At 74.3% G+C, this 17,387-nt stretch carries 18 protein-coding genes; 7 read left to right on the top strand and 11 right to left on the bottom strand.

Annotated features, from left to right (window positions below; all coding sequences use genetic code 11):
• Positions 1 to 27 precede the first annotated feature (27 nt).
• From ABH929_RS14485 to ABH929_RS14460, 6 genes are all read right to left on the bottom strand, one after another.
• Entirely contained in the window at positions 28 to 1,389 is a 1,362-nt protein-coding gene (locus tag ABH929_RS14485; RefSeq protein ID WP_404561772.1) for a PfkB family carbohydrate kinase, read from the bottom strand.
• Between the two features lie 59 nt (positions 1,390 to 1,448).
• Positions 1,449 to 2,069 (bottom strand): SIS domain-containing protein, encoded by a 621-nt coding sequence (locus ABH929_RS14480; RefSeq protein WP_404561719.1) that lies wholly within the window; start codon positions 2,067 to 2,069, stop codon positions 1,449 to 1,451.
• A complete protein-coding gene (locus ABH929_RS14475) occupies positions 2,066 to 3,397 on the bottom strand; it encodes a glycosyltransferase (RefSeq protein ID WP_404561718.1) in 1,332 nt (443 codons plus the stop codon). The genes ABH929_RS14480 and ABH929_RS14475 overlap by 4 nt, the downstream gene beginning before the upstream one ends.
• Positions 3,394 to 4,395 (bottom strand): glycosyltransferase, encoded by a 1,002-nt coding sequence (locus tag ABH929_RS14470; RefSeq protein ID WP_263090740.1) that lies wholly within the window; start codon positions 4,393 to 4,395, stop codon positions 3,394 to 3,396. The genes ABH929_RS14475 and ABH929_RS14470 overlap by 4 nt, the downstream gene beginning before the upstream one ends.
• 86 nt (positions 4,396 to 4,481) lie before the next feature.
• Complete coding sequence (locus ABH929_RS14465; RefSeq protein WP_404561717.1) at positions 4,482 to 5,558, bottom strand: glycosyltransferase family 9 protein; 1,077 nt, start codon at positions 5,556 to 5,558, stop codon at positions 4,482 to 4,484.
• A complete protein-coding gene (locus ABH929_RS14460; protein ID WP_404561716.1) occupies positions 5,555 to 6,121 on the bottom strand; it encodes an HAD-IIIA family hydrolase in 567 nt (188 codons plus the stop codon). Before ABH929_RS14460 ends, ABH929_RS14465 begins: the two co-directional genes overlap by 4 nt.
• 100 nt (positions 6,122 to 6,221) lie before the next feature.
• Here ABH929_RS14460 and ABH929_RS14455 point away from each other — a divergent pair, with 100 nt between their 5' ends.
• The 3 genes from ABH929_RS14455 (at position 6,222) to ABH929_RS14445 (ending at position 8,700) form a co-directional block, all read left to right on the top strand.
• Positions 6,222 to 7,214: a glycosyltransferase family 9 protein gene (locus ABH929_RS14455; protein ID WP_404561715.1), complete on the top strand. Its 993-nt coding sequence runs from the start codon at positions 6,222 to 6,224 to the stop codon at positions 7,212 to 7,214.
• Positions 7,215 to 7,264: 50 nt separating this feature from the next.
• Positions 7,265 to 7,621, top strand: a complete 357-nt coding sequence (locus ABH929_RS14450) for a PRC-barrel domain-containing protein (RefSeq protein WP_111084060.1) — start codon at positions 7,265 to 7,267, stop codon at positions 7,619 to 7,621.
• A gap of 152 nt (positions 7,622 to 7,773) precedes the next feature.
• The gene (locus ABH929_RS14445; protein ID WP_404561714.1) at positions 7,774 to 8,700 is read left to right on the top strand and encodes an SGNH/GDSL hydrolase family protein; all 927 of its coding nucleotides are present in this window, start codon (positions 7,774 to 7,776) and stop codon (positions 8,698 to 8,700) included.
• Here ABH929_RS14445 and ABH929_RS14440 read toward each other — a convergent pair.
• Positions 8,648 to 9,544: a universal stress protein gene (locus ABH929_RS14440; RefSeq protein WP_404561713.1), complete on the bottom strand. Its 897-nt coding sequence runs from the start codon at positions 9,542 to 9,544 to the stop codon at positions 8,648 to 8,650. The two genes, ABH929_RS14445 and ABH929_RS14440, sit on opposite strands and share 53 nt — an antisense overlap.
• 169 nt (positions 9,545 to 9,713) lie before the next feature.
• On the opposite strand from ABH929_RS14440, the gene ABH929_RS14435 reads away from it, so the two are divergent.
• Entirely contained in the window at positions 9,714 to 10,181 is a 468-nt protein-coding gene (locus tag ABH929_RS14435; RefSeq protein WP_404561712.1) for an NUDIX domain-containing protein, read from the top strand.
• Between the two features lie 95 nt (positions 10,182 to 10,276).
• Entirely contained in the window at positions 10,277 to 12,370 is a 2,094-nt protein-coding gene (locus tag ABH929_RS14430; protein ID WP_404561711.1) for a carboxypeptidase regulatory-like domain-containing protein, read from the top strand.
• Positions 12,371 to 12,784: 414 nt separating this feature from the next.
• Here ABH929_RS14430 and ABH929_RS14425 read toward each other — a convergent pair whose 3' ends face one another.
• Positions 12,785 to 14,146: an MFS transporter gene (locus ABH929_RS14425; RefSeq protein WP_404561710.1), complete on the bottom strand. Its 1,362-nt coding sequence runs from the start codon at positions 14,144 to 14,146 to the stop codon at positions 12,785 to 12,787.
• A 227-nt stretch (positions 14,147 to 14,373) separates the two neighbouring features.
• A complete protein-coding gene (locus ABH929_RS14420) occupies positions 14,374 to 15,357 on the bottom strand; it encodes a hypothetical protein (protein WP_404561709.1) in 984 nt (327 codons plus the stop codon).
• 95 nt (positions 15,358 to 15,452) lie between these two features.
• Here ABH929_RS14420 and ABH929_RS14415 point away from each other — a divergent pair, with 95 nt between their 5' ends.
• Positions 15,453 to 15,668: a hypothetical protein gene (locus ABH929_RS14415; RefSeq protein ID WP_404561708.1), complete on the top strand. Its 216-nt coding sequence runs from the start codon at positions 15,453 to 15,455 to the stop codon at positions 15,666 to 15,668.
• 28 nt (positions 15,669 to 15,696) lie between these two features.
• Here the strand turns inward: ABH929_RS14415 and ABH929_RS14410 are convergent, their stop codons facing one another.
• On the bottom strand, positions 15,697 to 16,440 hold the full coding sequence (locus ABH929_RS14410; protein ID WP_404561707.1) for a YidC/Oxa1 family membrane protein insertase: 744 nt from the start codon (positions 16,438 to 16,440) through the stop codon (positions 15,697 to 15,699).
• A gap of 62 nt (positions 16,441 to 16,502) precedes the next feature.
• Positions 16,503 to 16,808, bottom strand: coding sequence for a DUF6412 domain-containing protein (locus ABH929_RS14405; RefSeq protein WP_263090720.1), 306 nt, complete (start codon positions 16,806 to 16,808; stop codon positions 16,503 to 16,505).
• Positions 16,809 to 16,874: 66 nt separating this feature from the next.
• On the opposite strand from ABH929_RS14405, the gene ybaK reads away from it, so the two are divergent.
• Positions 16,875 to 17,360 carry a Cys-tRNA(Pro) deacylase gene (ybaK, locus tag ABH929_RS14400; protein WP_404561706.1) on the top strand — a complete coding sequence of 162 codons (486 nt, stop codon included), beginning with the start codon at positions 16,875 to 16,877 and terminating at the stop codon, positions 17,358 to 17,360.
• Positions 17,361 to 17,387: the final 27 nt, after the last annotated feature.

Raw genomic sequence — 17,387 nt, 5'->3', positions numbered from 1 at the left:
TTCCGTAGGGGCGTGGATCCGTCGGACTCAGCCGACGTGTTCGAGCGCTGCGGCGAGCCGGGTCGTCGAGCGGCCGGGGTGGAACGGGACGGTGACGACGCGTCCGCCCCACTCGGCGAGCGTCGCTGCCTCGGGCAGCTCGCTCGCGGTGTAGTCGCCGCCCTTCGCCCAGACGTCCGGGCGGAAGCGGCGGAGCGCCTCGTCGGGGGTCTGCTCGTCGAACACCACGACGGCGTCGACGCAGTCCAGGGCGAGCAGCAGTTCGACGCGGTCGTCCTGGGTCATGATCGGCCGGTCCGGACCCTTGAGCGCTCGCACCGAGCTGTCGGAGTTGAGGCACACGACCAGGCAGTCGCCGAGTGCCCGCGCCGCGGACAGGGTGCGGGCGTGCCCGGCGTGCAGCAGGTCGAAGCAGCCGCCGGTCGCGACGACGGTACCGCCGGCGCCCCGGACGTCGTGCACGGTGCGCAGGGCGTCGCGGTCGGCACCGGGGAGCGGCGCGGGGACGTCGGCGGCGAAGAGCGCGGTGACCCCGCCCGCGGCGAGGTACTCGGACGCCGCGAGGACACCGGCGGCGAGCGCCTCGGCCACGTCGGCGCCGGAGGCCAGCGCGACGGCGACACCGGCCGCCAACCGGTCCCCGGCGCCGCACGGGTCGCCGGCGGTGACGGAGGGCGCCGGCACGAAGCGGCTGTCCGAACGGTCGTCGGCGAGGAGTGCTCCGCGGTCACCGAGCGTCACCGCGACGGCGCCGACGCCCCACTGCTCGACGAGGGCCGCCGCGGCCACGGTCGCGAAGGGCACGCCGTGGCCCTCGACGTCGGTGAACCGGCGGGCCTCGGCGGCGTTCGGGGTGGCCACGGTGATCCCGGGCACGGGTGCGGCGCCCTTCGGGTGCGGGTCCCAGACCACGGGGGTGTGCTCGGCGACGCGCGCGAGGGCCTCCCGCAGCGCCGGAGCGGCGACGACCCCGCGGCCGTAGTCGGCGACGACGATCGCGTCGACGTCGTCGAGGGCGGCCGTCATGGCGTCGGTGGCCTCGGGCACGGGCGGAGTGGCACAGCCCTCGTCGATGCGGACCAGCGCGTGGTCGACGACGCGCACGCGGGTCTTCACCGGCGTCGGGGCACCGGAGGGCCCGGCCACCACGGTGACGTCGGGGAGCAGGTCGCGGAGCTCTTGCGCGCGGGTGTCGTCGCCCAGGACGGTGACCAGGGTGACGTCGTGTCCGTCGCGCACCAGCATCGTGGCGACGAGTCCCGCACCCCCGGCGCGGCGGACGTCGGTCGTGACGTCGACCACGGGCACGGGCGCGTCCGGGCTGAGCCGATCGCTGGTGCCGGCCACGTCGACGTCGAGCAGGGTGTCGCCGACGACGACGATCCGCAGGCGACGACCCGCAGCGCGGGCCGGCGCGGCCGGTCGCTGCGCTGCCGGCTGCTGCGGCGTCATCGTCGGACCCCGCGGCGCAGTGCGGGCTCCATCGCCCGGCACAGGGCGTGCACGAGCACGAGCTGCGCCTCCTGCACGTTGGCGGACGGCCCTGCGATGCAGATCGCGTCGTCCACCGCCTCGGCGAGGGGGTTCGGCCGCGGCCCGGTCATCGCGATCGTCCGAGCGCCGACGGCACGGGCGGCCTCGGCGGCGCGGAGCAGGTTCGGGCTCTTGCCGCTCGTCGACAGCAGGACGACGACGTCACCCGCCCGGGCGTGCGCCGACACCTGCCGGGCGAAGACCTGGTCGAAGCCGTAGTCGTTGCCGATCGCCGTGACGGCCGAGGTCTCCGCGTGCAGCGAGATCGCGGAGTAGGCGGGGCGGTCGCCGTCGAACCGTCCGGTGAGCTCCGAGGTCAGGTGCTGCGCCTCGGCGGCCGACCCGCCGTTGCCCGCGGCGAGCAGGCGGCGACCGGCGACGAGCCGGGCCGCGATGTCGTCGGCCCAGGCGGCGATGTCGTCTCGGTGGTCGACGAGGGAGGCGATCACGGGGACCGCGGCGGCGACGTGGTCGAGCACGATGCGTGCACTCGCGGTCGTGTGCTCGTCGATGCCGGGCTGCTGGTCGATGGTCATCGTGCGGTCCTCTCGGTCGGCTGTGCGGCACGCGGGACCCGTCCGGCGTGGGTGGCGGGGCGCTGCGGCGCACCCGCCGTGGTGGTCGGTGCGGCCACGGCGATCGCACCGGCGAGGAGCCGCTCGTAGACGCGCTCGCTGTCCGCGGCGACCTTCTGCCACGTGTACCGCGATTCCGCACGTGCACGGCCGGCGCGTCCGAGGGCCTCGCGGCGGTCCGGGTCGTCGAGCAGGGCGCCGACGGCAGCGGCGACCGCGGCCTCGTCGCGCGGCGGTACGTGCAGGCCCGTGCCGTCCTCGACGACGGTGTCGATGAGCCCACCGACGCTCGACGCGACGACGGGTCGACCGCAGGCCATCGCCTCGAGCGGGACGATGCCGAACGGCTCGTACCAGGGTGCGCAGACCACGACGTCGGCGCTCCGGTACACGGCGGGCATCTCGTGCTGCCCCAGCTGTCCCCGGAAGGTCACGTGGTCACGGACCCCGAGCGACCGCGCGAGCGCGTCGAGCCGCTGGTACTCGGGGTCGTCCACCAGGTCGGCCCCAGCGACGCCGGCACCGCCGACGACCACGAGTTCGACGTCGCGCCCCTCGGCGACCAGTGCGGCGAGCGCGGCGATGGTCGTACCGACGCCCTTGCGACGGACCAGCCGTGACACGGTGAGCACCCGCTGCCGACGGCCGCGCTCCTCGACGGGTCCGTCGGGCCGGAACAGCGCGACGTCGACGCCGCACGGGACGACGGAGATGCGCTGCAGGGGGACGCCGAGGGTCTTGAGTTCGAAGGCCTCGTCGGAGCACGTCGCGACGACCTGGTCGGCGCTGCGTCCGACGGCCGGTTCGAGCCACTCGCGCTCGGCGGGACTCGTGTCCGCGGAGCCCTGGTGTCGACGCTTCACGACGCCGAGCGCGTGGAAGGTCTGCGCGACGGCGATGCGGGTGCCGCCGGTCCGGGCCTGCACCTGCGCGACGGCATCGAGTGCCGCGTGCCCGGACATCCAGAAGTGGGCGTGCACGACGTCGGGCCGGTCCACGAACCACTCCGCGGCGAGCACCGACGCGAACGTCCCCATGAAGGGGAACAGCTCGTCCTTCGGCACGTGCCGCGCCGGACCGGCGTCGACGTGCACGACGTCGACGCCCGGACGCAGCGGCACCCGGACCGGCGCGGACGCGTCGTCGCGCCGCGTGTAGACGGTCACCTGGTGCCCGCGGTCCGCGAGCGCCCCGGACAGTTCGGCCACGTGGACGTTCTGTCCGCCGGCGTCGACACCGCCCAGCACGGCGAGCGGGCTCGCGTGCTCCGACACCATCGCGATCTTCATCGGAGGCTCCCCTCGAACGTGGCGGCAGCCGCACGGTCGCGGCCGGCGCCGCGGGTCACGGCGTCGTCGAGCAGGTCGTCCCAGTCGGCGGTGAAACGGCCGAGCGCGTGCCGTGCGAGCACGGCCTCCCGTGCCACGGCGCCCCGTCGGCGCGCCTCGTCGGGGTCCTCGATGAGGATCCGGGAGGCCCGCACCAGCTCCTCGACGTCGGTCGCGATCGCGCCGGCCTCGCCCGGCACCGTGCGGGCCGCGTCCGTCGTCGCGAGCACCAGGACCGGCATCGCCAGGTGCATCGCCTCGAGGAGTGACAGGCCGAGCGAGGTCCACCGGTTCGGGTGGACGTACGCGCGGCGTTCGGCGAGTGCCGTGTGCATCGGATCCGAGGGCACGTCACCGCGGGCGACCACGGCGTCGCCGAAGCCGAGCTCCGGCAGCCGTTCGGTGCCCATGCCCCAGACGTCGACGGGGGCCACGGTCGCGAAGCGGGGGAGCAGGTCGGTGCCGACGACGCGGTCCCGACGGACGGGTTCGTTGATGACGACGCCGAGGCGGTCGAGCGAGCCGGTGTAGCGCGGGCCGGGGTCGACGACGCCGTGTTCGACGACCGTGGTGCGCGTGGTGCCGCAGTCCCACATGAGCGCGTTCCAGTGCGTGACGTGCGCGATGGTCAGGTCGTCGCGGTCGCGGAACGGGTGGAGGCTGTTCGGCACGTCGGCGCGGGGCGCGTTGTGCTCGACGAAGACGATCGGCACGTCGCGGCCGGCGAGCAGGCGCTTCGCCGCGTCGAGCTCCTCGGTGCGTTGCAGGACGACCACGTCGACCTCGGCGTCGGCGACGTCGGCGGGGTCGATCTCGATCGCGGACGCCGGCCAGGCGCGCCCGCCACGTCCCAGGCCCCAGGCATCGCGCGCCGGCGTGGTCGGGATCAGGTAGTCGTGCGGGCCGCGGACGAAGGCGTCCATCCAGCCGCCGTGGACGTGCCAGACGAGGATGCGCATGGAGGGCCTTCCGTTCGGGTCGGGGCAGCGGGAGGGTGTCGCGGTGCGGGCGGGTCGGAGTCGAGAAGCCCGAGCAGTGGAGGACGCTACGCAGCACCTTCTGGCGCGCTCCGCAGACTTCTCGGTTCCATCCGCGAAGCGCGGACGAGCAGTCGTTCGTGGGCTGCGAGCACGTCCTCGATGCGCACCGTGGACAGGCACGGGTGCCCGGCGACGGGGCACTCCCGCGCCCGGCTGAGCCGGCACGGCGCGGACTGGTCCCCGAGCAGTTCGACCAGCGGTGCGTACGGCGCCCACTTGACGGCGGGGACGACGGGCGAGAAGAGGCTGACGATCGGTACGCCGACCGCCGCGGCGAGGTGCGCCGGCCCGGTGTTGCCGACGACGACGACCTCGGCTCCGGCCAGGACCGCGGCGAGTTCGGCGGGCGTGGTCCGTCCGCCGAGGTCGATGCCGGTGGTGCCGGCGACGGCGGCCGTGAGGTCGCGTTCACCGGGGGAGCCGGTGACGACGACGGCCACGCCGCGCTCGGCGTAGGCGGCGACGAGCTCGCGGTGGTGCGATGCCGGCCACGACCGGGCCGGCACGCTCGCGCCGGGGTGCACGACCACGTACCGTCCCAGCCCGGCCACGGACCGGGGTGCGACGGCGTCGTGACGCACCGCGAGCCTCCCGTCGTCCTCCGGCGGCAGCCGGAACCCGGCCGCCTCGGCGATCCGCAGCGCGCGTTCGGGCTCGGGGACGTCCTCGGGCAGGTCCTCGCCGGGTCGCAGGCGGACGTCGAGGAGCGCCCCCGGGTGGTCGACCGAGGCCCCGGAGACGCGGGGGACACCGGCGAGGCGGAGGAGCAGCGCCAGGGGCAGCGGCGACTGGTGGAACGAGGTGAGGACGACCGCTTCATCGGGACGCTCCTCGGCGACGAGCGCGCGGAACTCGGCGAGCACGGCGTCGTCGATCGGCCGCGCGGTCTCGGTGACCCAGGGCGCCGCCCACACCCGGACGCGGTCCACGCCGGGCAGCAGGTCGGCGGCCGGAGCGCCCTGCGGTCCGCACAGCATCGTGACGTGCGAGGCCCCGGCGGCGACGGCGCGGACGGCAGGGCCGGCGACCAGGACGTCACCGAACGAGTCGAGGCGCGCCACGAGGACGCGGGGACGGCTCATGTGCGGTCCGTCTCGACGGTCGACGGTCCGGCCGAGGCGATCACCAGGTCGACGGCCTCGGCGAGGGTCGCCGCGACGGTCTCGGCGGCGTCGACCTCCTCGGGCCGCGTGCGCGGGGTCGGCACGAGCACGCCCTGCGCCCCTGCGGCCCGCGCCGCCTGCACGTCGGCACCGATGTCGCCGACCACCACGAGCGCCTCCGGCGGGACCCCGAGTCGCTCGGCGGCGTCGAGGACCATGCCCGGCCGCGGCTTCCGGCAGGCGCAGTCGTCGCCGGCGTCGTGCGGGCAGACGCACCAGACGGCGAACGGTCCGACGAGTGCGTCCACGCGGGCGTTCGTCGCGTCGACCTCCTCGCGCGTCGCGAGGCCCTTCGCGACCACGGACTGGTTCGTGACCACGCCGAGCAGCAGCCCGGCTGCACGAGCCCGCTCCACGGCGCGACGGGCACCGGGGACGGGCACCACCAGGCGCGGGTCGGCGTTGTACGGGACGTCCACGACGAGGGTGTCGTCGCGGTCGAAGAGCAGGCCGCGGATCGCGCGGTCCGGTGCGAGGGGCATGGCATCGGAGTACCGGTCGGCGGCCGCGTGCCGGTTCAGGACAGCCGGGGAACGCGCCCGCTGCCGACGCCACCAGCGGGCACCGCCTACCGTCGCGCCCGTGACCGCACTCGAGACCCTGCCCGCCGCCGACGGACGCCCGGAACTCGTCGTCCTCCGCGCCATCAAGCTCGGCGACCTCCTGGTCGCCGTCCCTGCGCTCCGCGCCCTGCGACGGGCGTTCCCCGACCACCGCATCACCCTCGCGACGACCGCATGGCTGGCGCCCGTCGTCGAGCTCGTCCCCGCCGTGGACGTCCACCTGGCCCAGCACGGCCTCGACCACCCGATCAACGTCCCCGCCGGCACGGTCGACGTCGCGGTGAACCTGCACGGCGCGGGCCCCGAGTCGTCCGACCTGATCGCCGCCCTGCAGCCCCGTCGGGTCATCGGGCACGCCGACCCGACCCACGGCTACGACGGTCCGGAGTGGCCGTCCGACGTGCACGAGCGCGACCGCTGGGCGGACCTGCTCACCTGGCACGGCGTGCCCGCCGACGCCGACGACGTGGCCGTCGACCGCCCCGCGGCACCGCCCGTGGTCGCCGACGCCGCGGTCGTCCACGTGGGTGCGTTCCACGGGGCGCGGCACTGGCCCACGGACCGCTTCGCCGACGTGGTGCGCGGACTGCGGGAGCGCGGTGCCGACGTGGTCCTGACGGGAGGCGCGGACGACGTCGTCCGCGCACGTGCCGTCGCCGACGCGGTCGGCCTGGCGCCGGGGGCGGTCCTGGCCGGCTCCCTGGAGCTGCAGGAGTTCGCCGGTGTCATCGCCGCGGCGCGGCTCGTCGTCACCGTCGACACCGGCGCCGCGCACCTCGCCACCGCCTACGGCGTGCCGTCGGTGGTGCTCTTCGGCCCGGCGCCGCCGGAGGCCTGGGGACCGCCCGCATCGGGTCCGCACATCGTGCTCACCGATGCCTCGGTCCGGCGTGGCGACGTCTTCGCCGAGGACCCCGACCCGGCGATCCTGGCGGTCGGCGCGGCCGACGTGCTCGCCGCGGTGGACCGGCTCGACGTGCTCGGGGTGACCGCACAGGCGACCGACCGGTAGCGTCGACCGAGAGCCACCCGGACACACCGGGCACTCGGAAGGAGTCCTTCGTGTTCGAAGCCGCCAACATCCGTGACTGGATCGGCCTGCCCGTCGTCGACGAGGCCGAGGACAAGGTCGGGACGCTCGAGAGCATCTACTACGACACCGCCACGTCCGAGCCGGCGTTCGGTGCGCTCACGACCGGGATGGTCGGCTTCCAGAAGCTCGTGTTCGTCCCCCTCGTCGGGGCGACCGTCGCACCGAAGCACCTGCGCGTGACCTTCCCGAAGAAGCTCGTGAAGGACGCACCCTCCATCGCGACCGACGGTGAACTCGACGCCGCGACCGAGCCCGAGCTGTTCCAGCACTACGGCCTCGAGTACCGCACGGGCAGCGGCGGCGAGCGTCGCCTCGGACGCCGCTGAGGCCGGAGCTGCTCCGGATCGCCCGCCGACCACTGCGCGCCGCCCTGGCGGTGGTCGGCGCCGTCTGTCTCGTGGCGGCGGGCCTCGGCGGGTCCGTCGGCGCGCCGACGGCCTCCGCGGCGCCGATGTGGCCGGTGCCGGAGCCGTACCCCGTGACCACCGACCCCGCCGAGTCGCTCGACGCGATCCCGCCGGGCAGTGAGTACGTGGCGCTCGGCGACTCCTACTCGGCCGGGTACGGCCTGGAGGACCGCACCGGGCTGCCCACGAACGCGTGCGTGCAGTCGGCGCGCGACTACCCGCACCGGCTCGCGGCGCAGTTCGGGCTCGCCCTGACCGACGTCACGTGCGCCGGCGCCACGAGCGACGACGTCACCACGGGCCACCAGTTCAAGGGGGTCCCACCCCAGATCGAGTCGTTGTCCGACCGCACCCGTCTGGTGACCCTGACGATCGGCGGCAACGACGCGGACCTGTTCGGCACGGCGGCCTCGTGCCTGGCGATCTCGGCGAGCGGCCCGGTGTTCTCGGGCCGCGACGCCCCGTCGTGCGAGAGCACCCTGGTGCAGGACGGCGTCGACCAGCTCGCCGTGAAGATCCAGTCGCGCGTGGCCCTCGGCATCGCCGACACCCTCGGCGCGGTGCAGCGGGCCGCCCCGAACGCCGTCGTCGTGTTCCTCGGGTACCCGGCGATCTTCCCGGACGCCGAGGACACCCCTGCGAAGGGCTGCTTCCGGTCCGCACTCGACCTCGGCACCCTGGCGGGCTCGTTCCCGTCGGACACCTACCCGTTCACGGACACCGACGTCGAGTACCTGCACGGTGTCCAGGACGAGCTCAACGAGGTCTCCCGGTCCGCTGCTGCCGCCGCCGGGGTGCGGTTCGTCGACGTCTTCGCGAGCACGCAGGACCACTCGCCGTGCGCCGCGTCGAAGCGCTACGTGGCCGGGGTGACGCTCACCGGTTCCGGTGACCTCCGGAAGATCGACCTGGAGGCCGGCGCCCTGCACCCGAACGAGCGCGGCGTCACGTACCTGACCGCGCGGATGGCCGCCGCGATCCGCGCCCTCGCCGGCTGATCCCACCGGCGGTCTCGGTCGCCGTGGCCGCTCGGCTGTCCTGGTGCGCCGCCGGCGGGACCACGCAGACCGGGGCAGCGGTCTCGCGCACGACGTCGTGGAGCAACGAGCCCGAGAGCGCGCGCACGTGCCCGCGACCGAGCACCACAAGCGACGCACGGCGGGTGTGCGAGGCGATCGCGTGACCCGGGTGGCCCTCGACCAGCAGCGGACGGAGGCGCAGCGAGGGGTACCGCGCCGTCAGCACGGACGTCACCCGTTGCAGCAGCTCGGCGTTGCTGGTGCGCCACCGGAGCGGGTCCTCGGCGAAGTCGGTCAGTCCCGTCCGGGTGAGCACGGGCATCTCCCACGCGCGCAGGAGCGTCAGCCGTCGGTTCCGCCGGACGGCCTCGTCGACGGCGATGGACACCGCACGTTCGTCGATCGGGTCCTCCACCGCGAGCACCACGTCGCCGTCGATCGGGTGCGGACCCTCCGGCACGACCACGGTCGGGACGGCAGCGCGCTCGGCGACCCGCGCCGGGTCGCCGCCGGCCGTCGATCCGCGCCGGTGGCGGAAGCTCCCGATCACGAGCAGGTCACCGCCGTCCGACTCCTCGACCAGGGCTGCGGCGAACGGGCCCGCGTGCCGGTGCACCTCGACCGCCACACCGGGCAGGGCGGTCCGCGAGGCCTCGGCGAGCTGGTCGGCGACCGGCGTCCGGCCCTCCAGCGCGTGGTCGGCGCCGATGATCCGCAGCCGCTCGACACCGGCACCGGCGCGGGCCACGATCCACCGCAGGGCCTCGTCGTGGGGCATCGCCGCGTCGGCGGCCAACGTCACCGTCGTCCATCGCTCGTCCATCCCGATCGGCCTCCTCCATCGCAGGCTTCGGGGGCGTCACATGGCGCTCCGTGCGCCACACGGTACTCCGGTCGGGGGCGGTGGAACCGGCCGTGCGCGGTGGTGACCGCGGGCGGCGGACGCAGACCGGGCCTCCTGGCCGACCCCGCGTAGTCTCGCAGGCGTGGTGGTGAGCGCCGGACTGTTGCTGCACCGGACCGGTCCGGCCGGGCCGGAGGTCTTCGTCGCGCACATGGGCGGGCCGTTCTGGCGGAACCGACCACGGGCCTGGTCGATCCCGAAGGGCCTCGTCGAACCCGGCGAGGACCCGCTCGCGACGGCGATCCGCGAGTTCGGTGAGGAGATCGGGGTCCCCGCACCCGTGGCCGCCGACGACGTCACGGGCCTCGGCGAGTTCCGGCAGGCCTCGGGCAAGCGCGTGCGGGTGTTCGCCGCCCCGGCGCCGGCGTTCGAGGTCGCCGTTGTGCGGAGCAACACCGTCCGGCTCGAGCTGCCACGCGGCTCGGGACGGTTCGTCGACGTGCCGGAGGTCGACGACGCCCGGTGGGTGCCGGTCGCCGAGGCGCGGGAGCGGCTCGTCGCGGGCCAGGTCGCCGCGGTGGACGCGCTGCTCGTGCTGCTCGACCGACCCGCCTGAATCACGATGTGGTGTCGGTGCGGACCGGGTCCGCGCCGTCTGGATAGCCTGCACGGACGTCGGGGCACGCCGACGTCATCACCAGGGGAGTACACATGCGGCGCTGGCGCGCGGTCACGGCGGGGTTCACCGCCCTCGCACTCGGAGCAGGACTCGCGATCGGCGGCGCGACGAGCGCCTCGGCCGAACCCGCGGGCAACTGGGGCACGTTCACCCTGAGCGGGGCCTCGAAGGCGTACACCGGCACGATGACGTTGGCCGGGTTCCCCGCGACGACGTTCACCTCGAACTCGCGGCAGTCGACCGTGATCAGCGGGGCGTCGACGTGGCAGTCGGCGGGGACACCGGTCGGTGCGGTCTACGGCACGAGTCGTGGGCAGACGTACATGAACCAGCGTCCTCAGGCTGACCGTCCCAACGGCGACTCGGCGTCGACCACCACCTACACGTTCGATGGCGCGACGCCCGGCGCGCAGAGCTGGTCGTTCGTCCTCGGGGACATCGACGCCGACCAGGCCACGATCTCGGCCACGGTGGCCGGCGGCGGTGCTGCGACCGGGGAGCAGCTCGGTTTCAACGGCCGGGCCGGTGGCACGACCGGATACAACTCATGCTCTGCTGCCGTGGCAGGCGGCTGGTCCTGCACCCCGGACCCCGACGGCACGACGGGCCAGGACAAGCCGACGTGGGACGAGGCCACGCGCACCCTGACCGGCAACGCCGCCGCGTCGGACACCGCGGGCGCCACAGCGTGGTTCACCCCCACCGTTTCGCTCACCAGCCTGACCATCACGTACCAGCAGCGCAGCGGGTTCCCGGTGTACCAGACTTGGTTCGCCAACCGCACCGCGGCCATCAGCGGTACCGCGACCCTCGACGGCACGCCGATCTCCGGTGCGACCGTCACCGTGACCGCACCGCGCGGCACCGTCTACACGACGACCACCGACGCCGACGGCAACTACGTGTTCCCGCAGTTGCCGGTGATCGCGAACTACCGCGTCGAGATCACCGCGCCGACGGGTGCTGACGGCCCGGAGCAGCCGCAGCGTGTGTCGCTCGCTGTCGAGGGCACCCCGGGCGGAGTCGACGGGGTCGTCGACTTCGCGTTCGACTCGCCTCCGGCGACCGCAGCGGTGATCGGCACGGTGACCGACGAGGACGGCAACCCCGTGTCGAACATCCCGGTCGTCATCACCGACCCCGACACCGGCGACACGCTGGTCGACACCACGACGAACAGTGACGGTGTGTACACCGGTTCCGACCTGCCCGCCGGCACCGAGCTGGACGTCTCCGTCGCCGACGAGCCGCCGGTGTCGATCACCACCGGTGACGCCGGTGCAGCACCGGTCGAGCCCGAGCCGATCGTCGCCCCGCCCGCCGTCATCGCCACCGTGACCGGTGTCGTGTCCCTCGACGGGACGCCCGTGCCGGCCGGCGTGGTCGTCGAGCTCCTCGACGAGAACGGCGCCGTCGTCGGCTCGGACACCACCGACGCCGACGGCCGCTACACCTTCGCCACGGTTGCGGGCACCTACACGGTCCGCACGGTGGTCCCCGCCGCGGGAGCGACCGGTGACACCGCGAACACCGGCATCGCCGCGGTAGCCGGCACCAGCGTGACGTCGAACCTGCCGTTCGAGACCCCCGCCGCGCCCGAGGTCGTCACGACCGACCAGCCCGGCACCGTCGTGGACACGAACGGCGACCCGGTCGCCGGCGTGGACGTCGTCGCGACGCCGACCGACCCGGAGGCCGGCCCGCCGGTGACCGTGGCGACCGACGACGACGGCGCCTTCGACCTCGTCGACCTGCAGCCGACGACCGAGTACACGATCACGGTCGACGTCGACGGGGCCACTCCGGTGACCGTGGTCACGCCCGAGGAGGGTGCTGCGACGCCGCTCGCCTTCGTGGTCGAGGCCGCCGTGACCCCGGCTCCGTCGCCGTCGCCCAGTGCGCCGACCACCTCGCCCACGGCGGTCCCGACCGTGCCGGCCGCCGGGGGATCGGGCAACGCGCCGGCTTCCGGTTCGGGTGACGTCGGCGACGGCGGGCCGCTGGCCTACACCGGTGCGGACCTGAAGCCGGGGCTGATCGCGGCCGGGGTGCTCGTGCTGCTCGGTGCGGCGCTGCTGACCTACCGCGCGGTGCGCAACCGTCGCCGGAGCCACCTGCAGGACTGATCGGTCACGACGAGGGGCGGGCCCGGCGCGATGCCGGCCCGCCCTTCGTCGTGTTGCTGCACGGCCACGCCGCCGCCCCGACACGCCGCCGCCCCACCCCCGAGGTTCCGAAATCTGCCCATCTCGGCGGTGCCGAGGACGGTTCGTGGAACCTCGACGCCGCGCGCGCGGCAGTTCGTGGAACCTCGACGCCGCGCGCGCGGCATGTCGCCGCTGCCCCTCGCCACACGCCGCCACACCCCGCCGCGACGACGCCACGCCCGGACCTCGCCGCCGGGGTTCCACGACATGCCGCCGCCCCACCGCCGAGGTTCCACGGATCGCCGCCAGGACCGCCGAGATGCCGAGATTTCGGAACCTCGGCGCAGCGCGAGGCCGACGCGGACGCGCCCGACGCCCGCCCCCCGCGCCGCGCTACTGCGTGCGGTGCGTGCGGTGCGAGCCCGTGACCGTCGCGACCGACCCGGTCAGGGTCTGGATCGCGCGACCGACGACGGGCACCGACGTGGTGACCACCGCGAGCGAGGACGTGATCGCCTCGATCGACGACGTCGACAGGTGCTCCTGCCCGACCGTGTGCACCGGGAAGCCCCGACGCGACAGCACGACGACCCCGAGCGACCCGAGCAGCACGGCACCACCGGCGAACGGCAGGTACTGCAACCCGACGATCCCGAGGGCCTGGCCGCCGATGGCTGCGCCGCCGGCGATGCCGATGTTCGACGCACCGTTGATGAGCGCGCCGGCGATGTCGGGGGAGACGCCTCCGGAGCGGATCGCGGCCGCCATGAAGAGCGTGCCCGTCGTGCCGTTCGCGGCCATCCACACGCCGGCGACGACCATCGTGCCGACCAGGGAGCCGTGCACGAACGGCATCGCGGCGAACGCGACGGCCATCACGGCGACGGCGGCGATGAGGGTCTGGCGCGGCGCCCGGTCGACGAACATGCCCGCGAGCCAGAGGCCGATGACTCCGGTGCCGCCCAGGACGAGCAGCACACCGCTCACCATCGAGGCGTCGAGTCCGGCGTCGATCGCGTACGGCCCGACGTAGGTGTAGACGACGTAGTGCCCGGCGAACAGGAGCAGGTCGGCGATCACGACGGACAGCAGCCCGGTGCGCGCCCAGGCCTTCGGGGACCCGATGTGCGGCGACGAGGCACCGCTGACGGCGGGCAGGAACAGCAGCGCCACGGCGGCGAGCACGGCGGCGGCGACACCGATCGAGAACACGGCGGGGCGCCAGCCGATGTGCTGCGCGACCCAGGTGGCGACGGGCACGCCGAGCACGAACCCGAGCGAGCTGCCCGAGTACACGAACGCGATGGCACGGCCGGCCAGGCGCGGCGGCACGATCCGGGTGGCGTACGCCGAGGCGACCGAGAAGAACAGCGCGTGCGCGATCCCGCCGACGACCCGGCCGGCGCAGACGACGGCGAACGACGGTGCGAACGCGATCATGAGGTTCGACACCGTGTAGCCGACGAGCGTCGACACGAGCACGGCCTTGCGGGGGAGCTTCGCGGTGAAGGCGGTGAGCGGGAGCGCCAGGAGTGCCACGGCCCCCGCGTACACGGTGACGACGATGCCCATGGTGGCCTCGGACACACCGAGGTCGGCGCTCATCGTGCCGAGCAGCCCGACGGGCATGAGCTCGGTGGTGATGGCGAAGAACGTCGCCAGCCCGAGGACGGCGATGCCGACGATGGACTGGGTGGTGACGGTGATCGGCCGCGTGTTCGTCGACACGGCCGAGGTGGTGGTGTTGGTGGACACGCTGCTGACCTCCTCCGGGGCACGGGCGAGCGCGCGACGGTGCCGTTCGGGGGAACGACGATGACCGGGAGGTCTGCGGGGCGCGCTCGCTGTGGATGTGGGTGATGTGGGTACGACTCCACGGCGAGTGCGCTCATCCAGTGTTGCACGATGGACCGCAGCCCGCGAGGGGGTCAGAGGAGATTCTCGGAGCGCTCCAACAAACAGCGCGTCCAACACCCGCGCCCTCAGTTCTCGTTCGTCACCCGCCCCTGCACGCCGCCACCCCGCAGCGCGATCGTCAACGTCCCGCTCATCGACTGCGCCGACATCGACACCGAGCCGTGCAGCGCCGCCTCGCGCGGGAAGCACGCCGTCGACGACTCGATCCGGTTCGCCGTCGCCACCAGGCAGATCGTCGACCGGTCCGTGCCCACACCGGCCCACACGGCCCACGGCGTGTCGAACGACCCGCCGTCCAGCGCCCGGTTCGTGAACACGAGCCGCGTGGAGTGCAGGCTCACGGGGGCCTCCACCGGCCCCGGCAGCTGGTCGGCGTACGTCTGCGGCACGTCGAGCAGCTGCTCGAGCGTGACCGTGCCCGCCGTGGGCGTGACGCTCGGTGCCGCCGCGACGTCGCCGCGGACGGGCCCGACGACGGTGCCGGCCGCGAACGCCACACCGACCGCCGCTGCCGCGCCGAGCGCGATCCAGATCCGTGGCCGCTCCGTCCAGAGCAGCGTGCGCCACCGGGACCGTCGCGTCGGTCCGACCGGGAGGCCCGGCTCACCCCCGTCGTCGTCACCCGCGTCGTCGGGGCGGTCGGGTTCTCGGGCCCCGGTCGCCGCCCACGGTCCGGCCGACGTTCGCAGGGAGGGATCCGGTTGCCGGGACGGCTGCGGTTCGGCGGCAGCCGCCGCATGCTGCGGCACCGACCGTTCCGGCGAGGGCGCGGACGGTGGAGCCGTCAGTTCCGGCGACGGGTGGGGCGGTGGAGCCGACCGCTCGGGGGACGCGACCTGGCCGGTGGCCGGGGCCGTGCCTCCCGGCCGCTCGTCCGGTCCCGAGGCGGAAGCGGCACCTGCGCTCGCTCGCCGACCACCCGACCGCCGCCCGCTCGCCAGGTCCTGCAGCGCGATCCGGGCGCGCGCCGCGTCAGCGGGGCTCGATGCCGCTCCCCAGGCGACGGCCTCGAGCCGTGCCCGTTCCGCTGCCACGTCGTCGTGGGCCATGCGCACTCCCGATCTGCCGGTCGCGTGGACTCCCTTCATCGTGGCACTGACGGGGCGGCGGCGCGCACCCAGAACGAGGGGAGTAGGCGTGACGCATGAGCACCGAACCCGAACCGCGGCACGACGCCGACCCGGAGACCCTCGAGCCGCTGAGCCAAGACACCCAGTCCGGCGAGGCCGACTACGTGGCGACGAGCCCCGGCGGGACCGGCACGGAACGCCACGTGCCGACCGCCGACGAGGAACAGGGTCGCGGCACCGAGTACGACCCGGTCGACCAGGGGCCGCAGCAGGAGGGCCAGGGCGGCTGACGCCGGGCCTGCCCCCACGTGCACGTCGCTACCGGATCACCCGGCGCAGCACGGCACGCTCGCCGGCCGTCCACGCGGCGCTGGTCACGACGTACAGCGCGGCGGCGAGTGGTGCGATCGCGGCGAACACGACGGTGATGAACGGCGCGAACCGTCCGATCGCGGCGGTCGCTGCCGCACCGGGCACCTGTGCGCCCGGCTCCGTCGTCGGCACCGGGTTCCAGCGCAGGTTGGCGCGACGACTGAGCTCCACGATGACGGCGAGCACGGCCAGCAGCAGGACGACGACCCAGGCGTGCGCCCAGAGCGGGGACGTCAGCGTGACGACCAGCGAGTGCCCGAGCGGAACCCCGACCAGGGTGGCTTCGAGCAGGGCGTTGACCGTGCCGCCGATCGATGCGTGCGTGAACAGGGCGTAGACGAGGGACAGCACCGGAGCCTGCGCGAGGACGGGCAGGCAGCCGGCCAGGGGTGAGACCTTCTCGTTCGTGTAGAGCTGCTGGACGGCGCGCTGCAGCTGCTCGGCGTTCTTCCCGTGGCGCTTCCGCAGGGCGGCGAGCTGTGGCGCGAGCCGGCGTCGGTCGCGCTCCGCTCGCACCTGCAGGACGGACAGCGGCACGAGCACGGCCCGGACGGCCAGGGTGAGCAGCACGACGGTGATCGCCGCGGCGAACGAGCCCGTGGTGGGGGAGAGCGCCGCGGTCAGGGCGACGACGAGGTCCGCGCCGCCGTGCAGCAGCGGGCCGACGAGGGGCAGGGTGGACAGGTCCATGACGGTTCCGATCGGTGGTGGTTCGCAGGAGGGGTCGCGAGGGCCCGGCCACCGGTCGGTGGTCAGGCCGGGGCGACGACTCCCGGAGCACGCGATCGGATGTGCCCGTCGGCATCGGGGTGGCTCCACGCGATGCGGGTGACCAGGTCCGGTACCGCCGCGTGCTCGACACCCGTCGACCGCAGCCCGAGGACCGCTGCCAGCACCGTGGCGATGACCTGCGCGACGACGACCGCCAGGGCGACGGCCGTCAGGCCGAGCGCGGCCACTGCCAGCAGCGGCAGGACGCCGGCCGCGGGGTCGCCCGCTGTGGGTGCGCCGAGCACGAGCGCAGCGGCGGCACGGAAGATGAGCAGGGCGACGGTCATGGTCGGTTCAGCGTAACGCCCGCGTGCCGCCACGGACAGGACGGCAGCGCGGGAGAGGATCGCCGCATGACCGCAGGTTCGCCGAGCACCCCAGCGACCGTCGCGCTCGACCGAGCCGGGGTGTCGTACACGCCGCACGTGTACGACCACCACGAGAGCGCCACGAACTTCGGCGAGGAGGCCGCCGCCGCCCTGGGGCTCCGCGAGGAGCAGGTGTTCAAGACCCTGGTCGTCTCGGTCGACGGTGCTCTGGCCGTGGCGATCGTGCCGGTGGCGAACCGGCTCGACCTCAAGGCCATCGCGGCGGCGGTCGGTGGCAAGAAGGCGACGCTGGCCGATCCGGCCCTCGCCGAGAAGCGCACCGGGTACGTCGTCGGTGGCATCAGCCCGGTCGGCCAGAAGTCCCGGATCCGGACCGTGCTCGACGAGTCGGCCCTCGGGTACGACAGCATCTTCGTGTCCGGCGGGCGCCGCGGCTTCGACATCGAGGTGGCTCCGGCCGACCTCGCCCGGGTCACCGACGCCATCTCGGCGGCGATCGCGCGGACCTGAGTCGGGTCGCCGCAAGTTTTTTCGCCG

This window comes from Curtobacterium sp. AB7 (assembly GCF_044909335.1).
GTDB lineage: Bacteria > Actinomycetota > Actinomycetes > Actinomycetales > Microbacteriaceae > Curtobacterium.
Note: the sequence above shows the minus strand (reverse complement) of the source record. Positions and strands in the feature narration are given on the sequence as shown.

Excerpts from the sequence above, each read along its gene's own strand:
- ABH929_RS14405 (WP_263090720.1), bottom strand. The coding sequence starts at position 16,808 with ATGACCGTCGCCCTGCTCATCTTCCGTGCCGCCGCTGCGCTCGTGCTC.
- ABH929_RS14460 (WP_404561716.1), bottom strand. The coding sequence starts at position 6,121 with ATGCCCCTCGCACCGGACCGCGCGATCCGCGGCCTGCTCTTCGACCGC.
- ABH929_RS14465 (WP_404561717.1), bottom strand. The coding sequence starts at position 5,558 with ATGAGCCGTCCCCGCGTCCTCGTGGCGCGCCTCGACTCGTTCGGTGAC.
- ABH929_RS14470 (WP_263090740.1), bottom strand. The coding sequence starts at position 4,395 with ATGCGCATCCTCGTCTGGCACGTCCACGGCGGCTGGATGGACGCCTTC.
- ABH929_RS14420 (WP_404561709.1), bottom strand. The coding sequence starts at position 15,357 with ATGGCCCACGACGACGTGGCAGCGGAACGGGCACGGCTCGAGGCCGTC.
- ybaK (WP_404561706.1), top strand. The coding sequence starts at position 16,875 with ATGACCGCAGGTTCGCCGAGCACCCCAGCGACCGTCGCGCTCGACCGA.
- ABH929_RS14415 (WP_404561708.1), top strand. The coding sequence starts at position 15,453 with ATGAGCACCGAACCCGAACCGCGGCACGACGCCGACCCGGAGACCCTC.
- ABH929_RS14410 (WP_404561707.1), bottom strand. The coding sequence starts at position 16,440 with ATGGACCTGTCCACCCTGCCCCTCGTCGGCCCGCTGCTGCACGGCGGC.
- ABH929_RS14430 (WP_404561711.1), top strand. The coding sequence starts at position 10,277 with ATGCGGCGCTGGCGCGCGGTCACGGCGGGGTTCACCGCCCTCGCACTC.
- ABH929_RS14475 (WP_404561718.1), bottom strand. The coding sequence starts at position 3,397 with ATGAAGATCGCGATGGTGTCGGAGCACGCGAGCCCGCTCGCCGTGCTG.
- ABH929_RS14480 (WP_404561719.1), bottom strand. The coding sequence starts at position 2,069 with ATGACCATCGACCAGCAGCCCGGCATCGACGAGCACACGACCGCGAGT.
- ABH929_RS14440 (WP_404561713.1), bottom strand. The coding sequence starts at position 9,544 with ATGGACGAGCGATGGACGACGGTGACGTTGGCCGCCGACGCGGCGATG.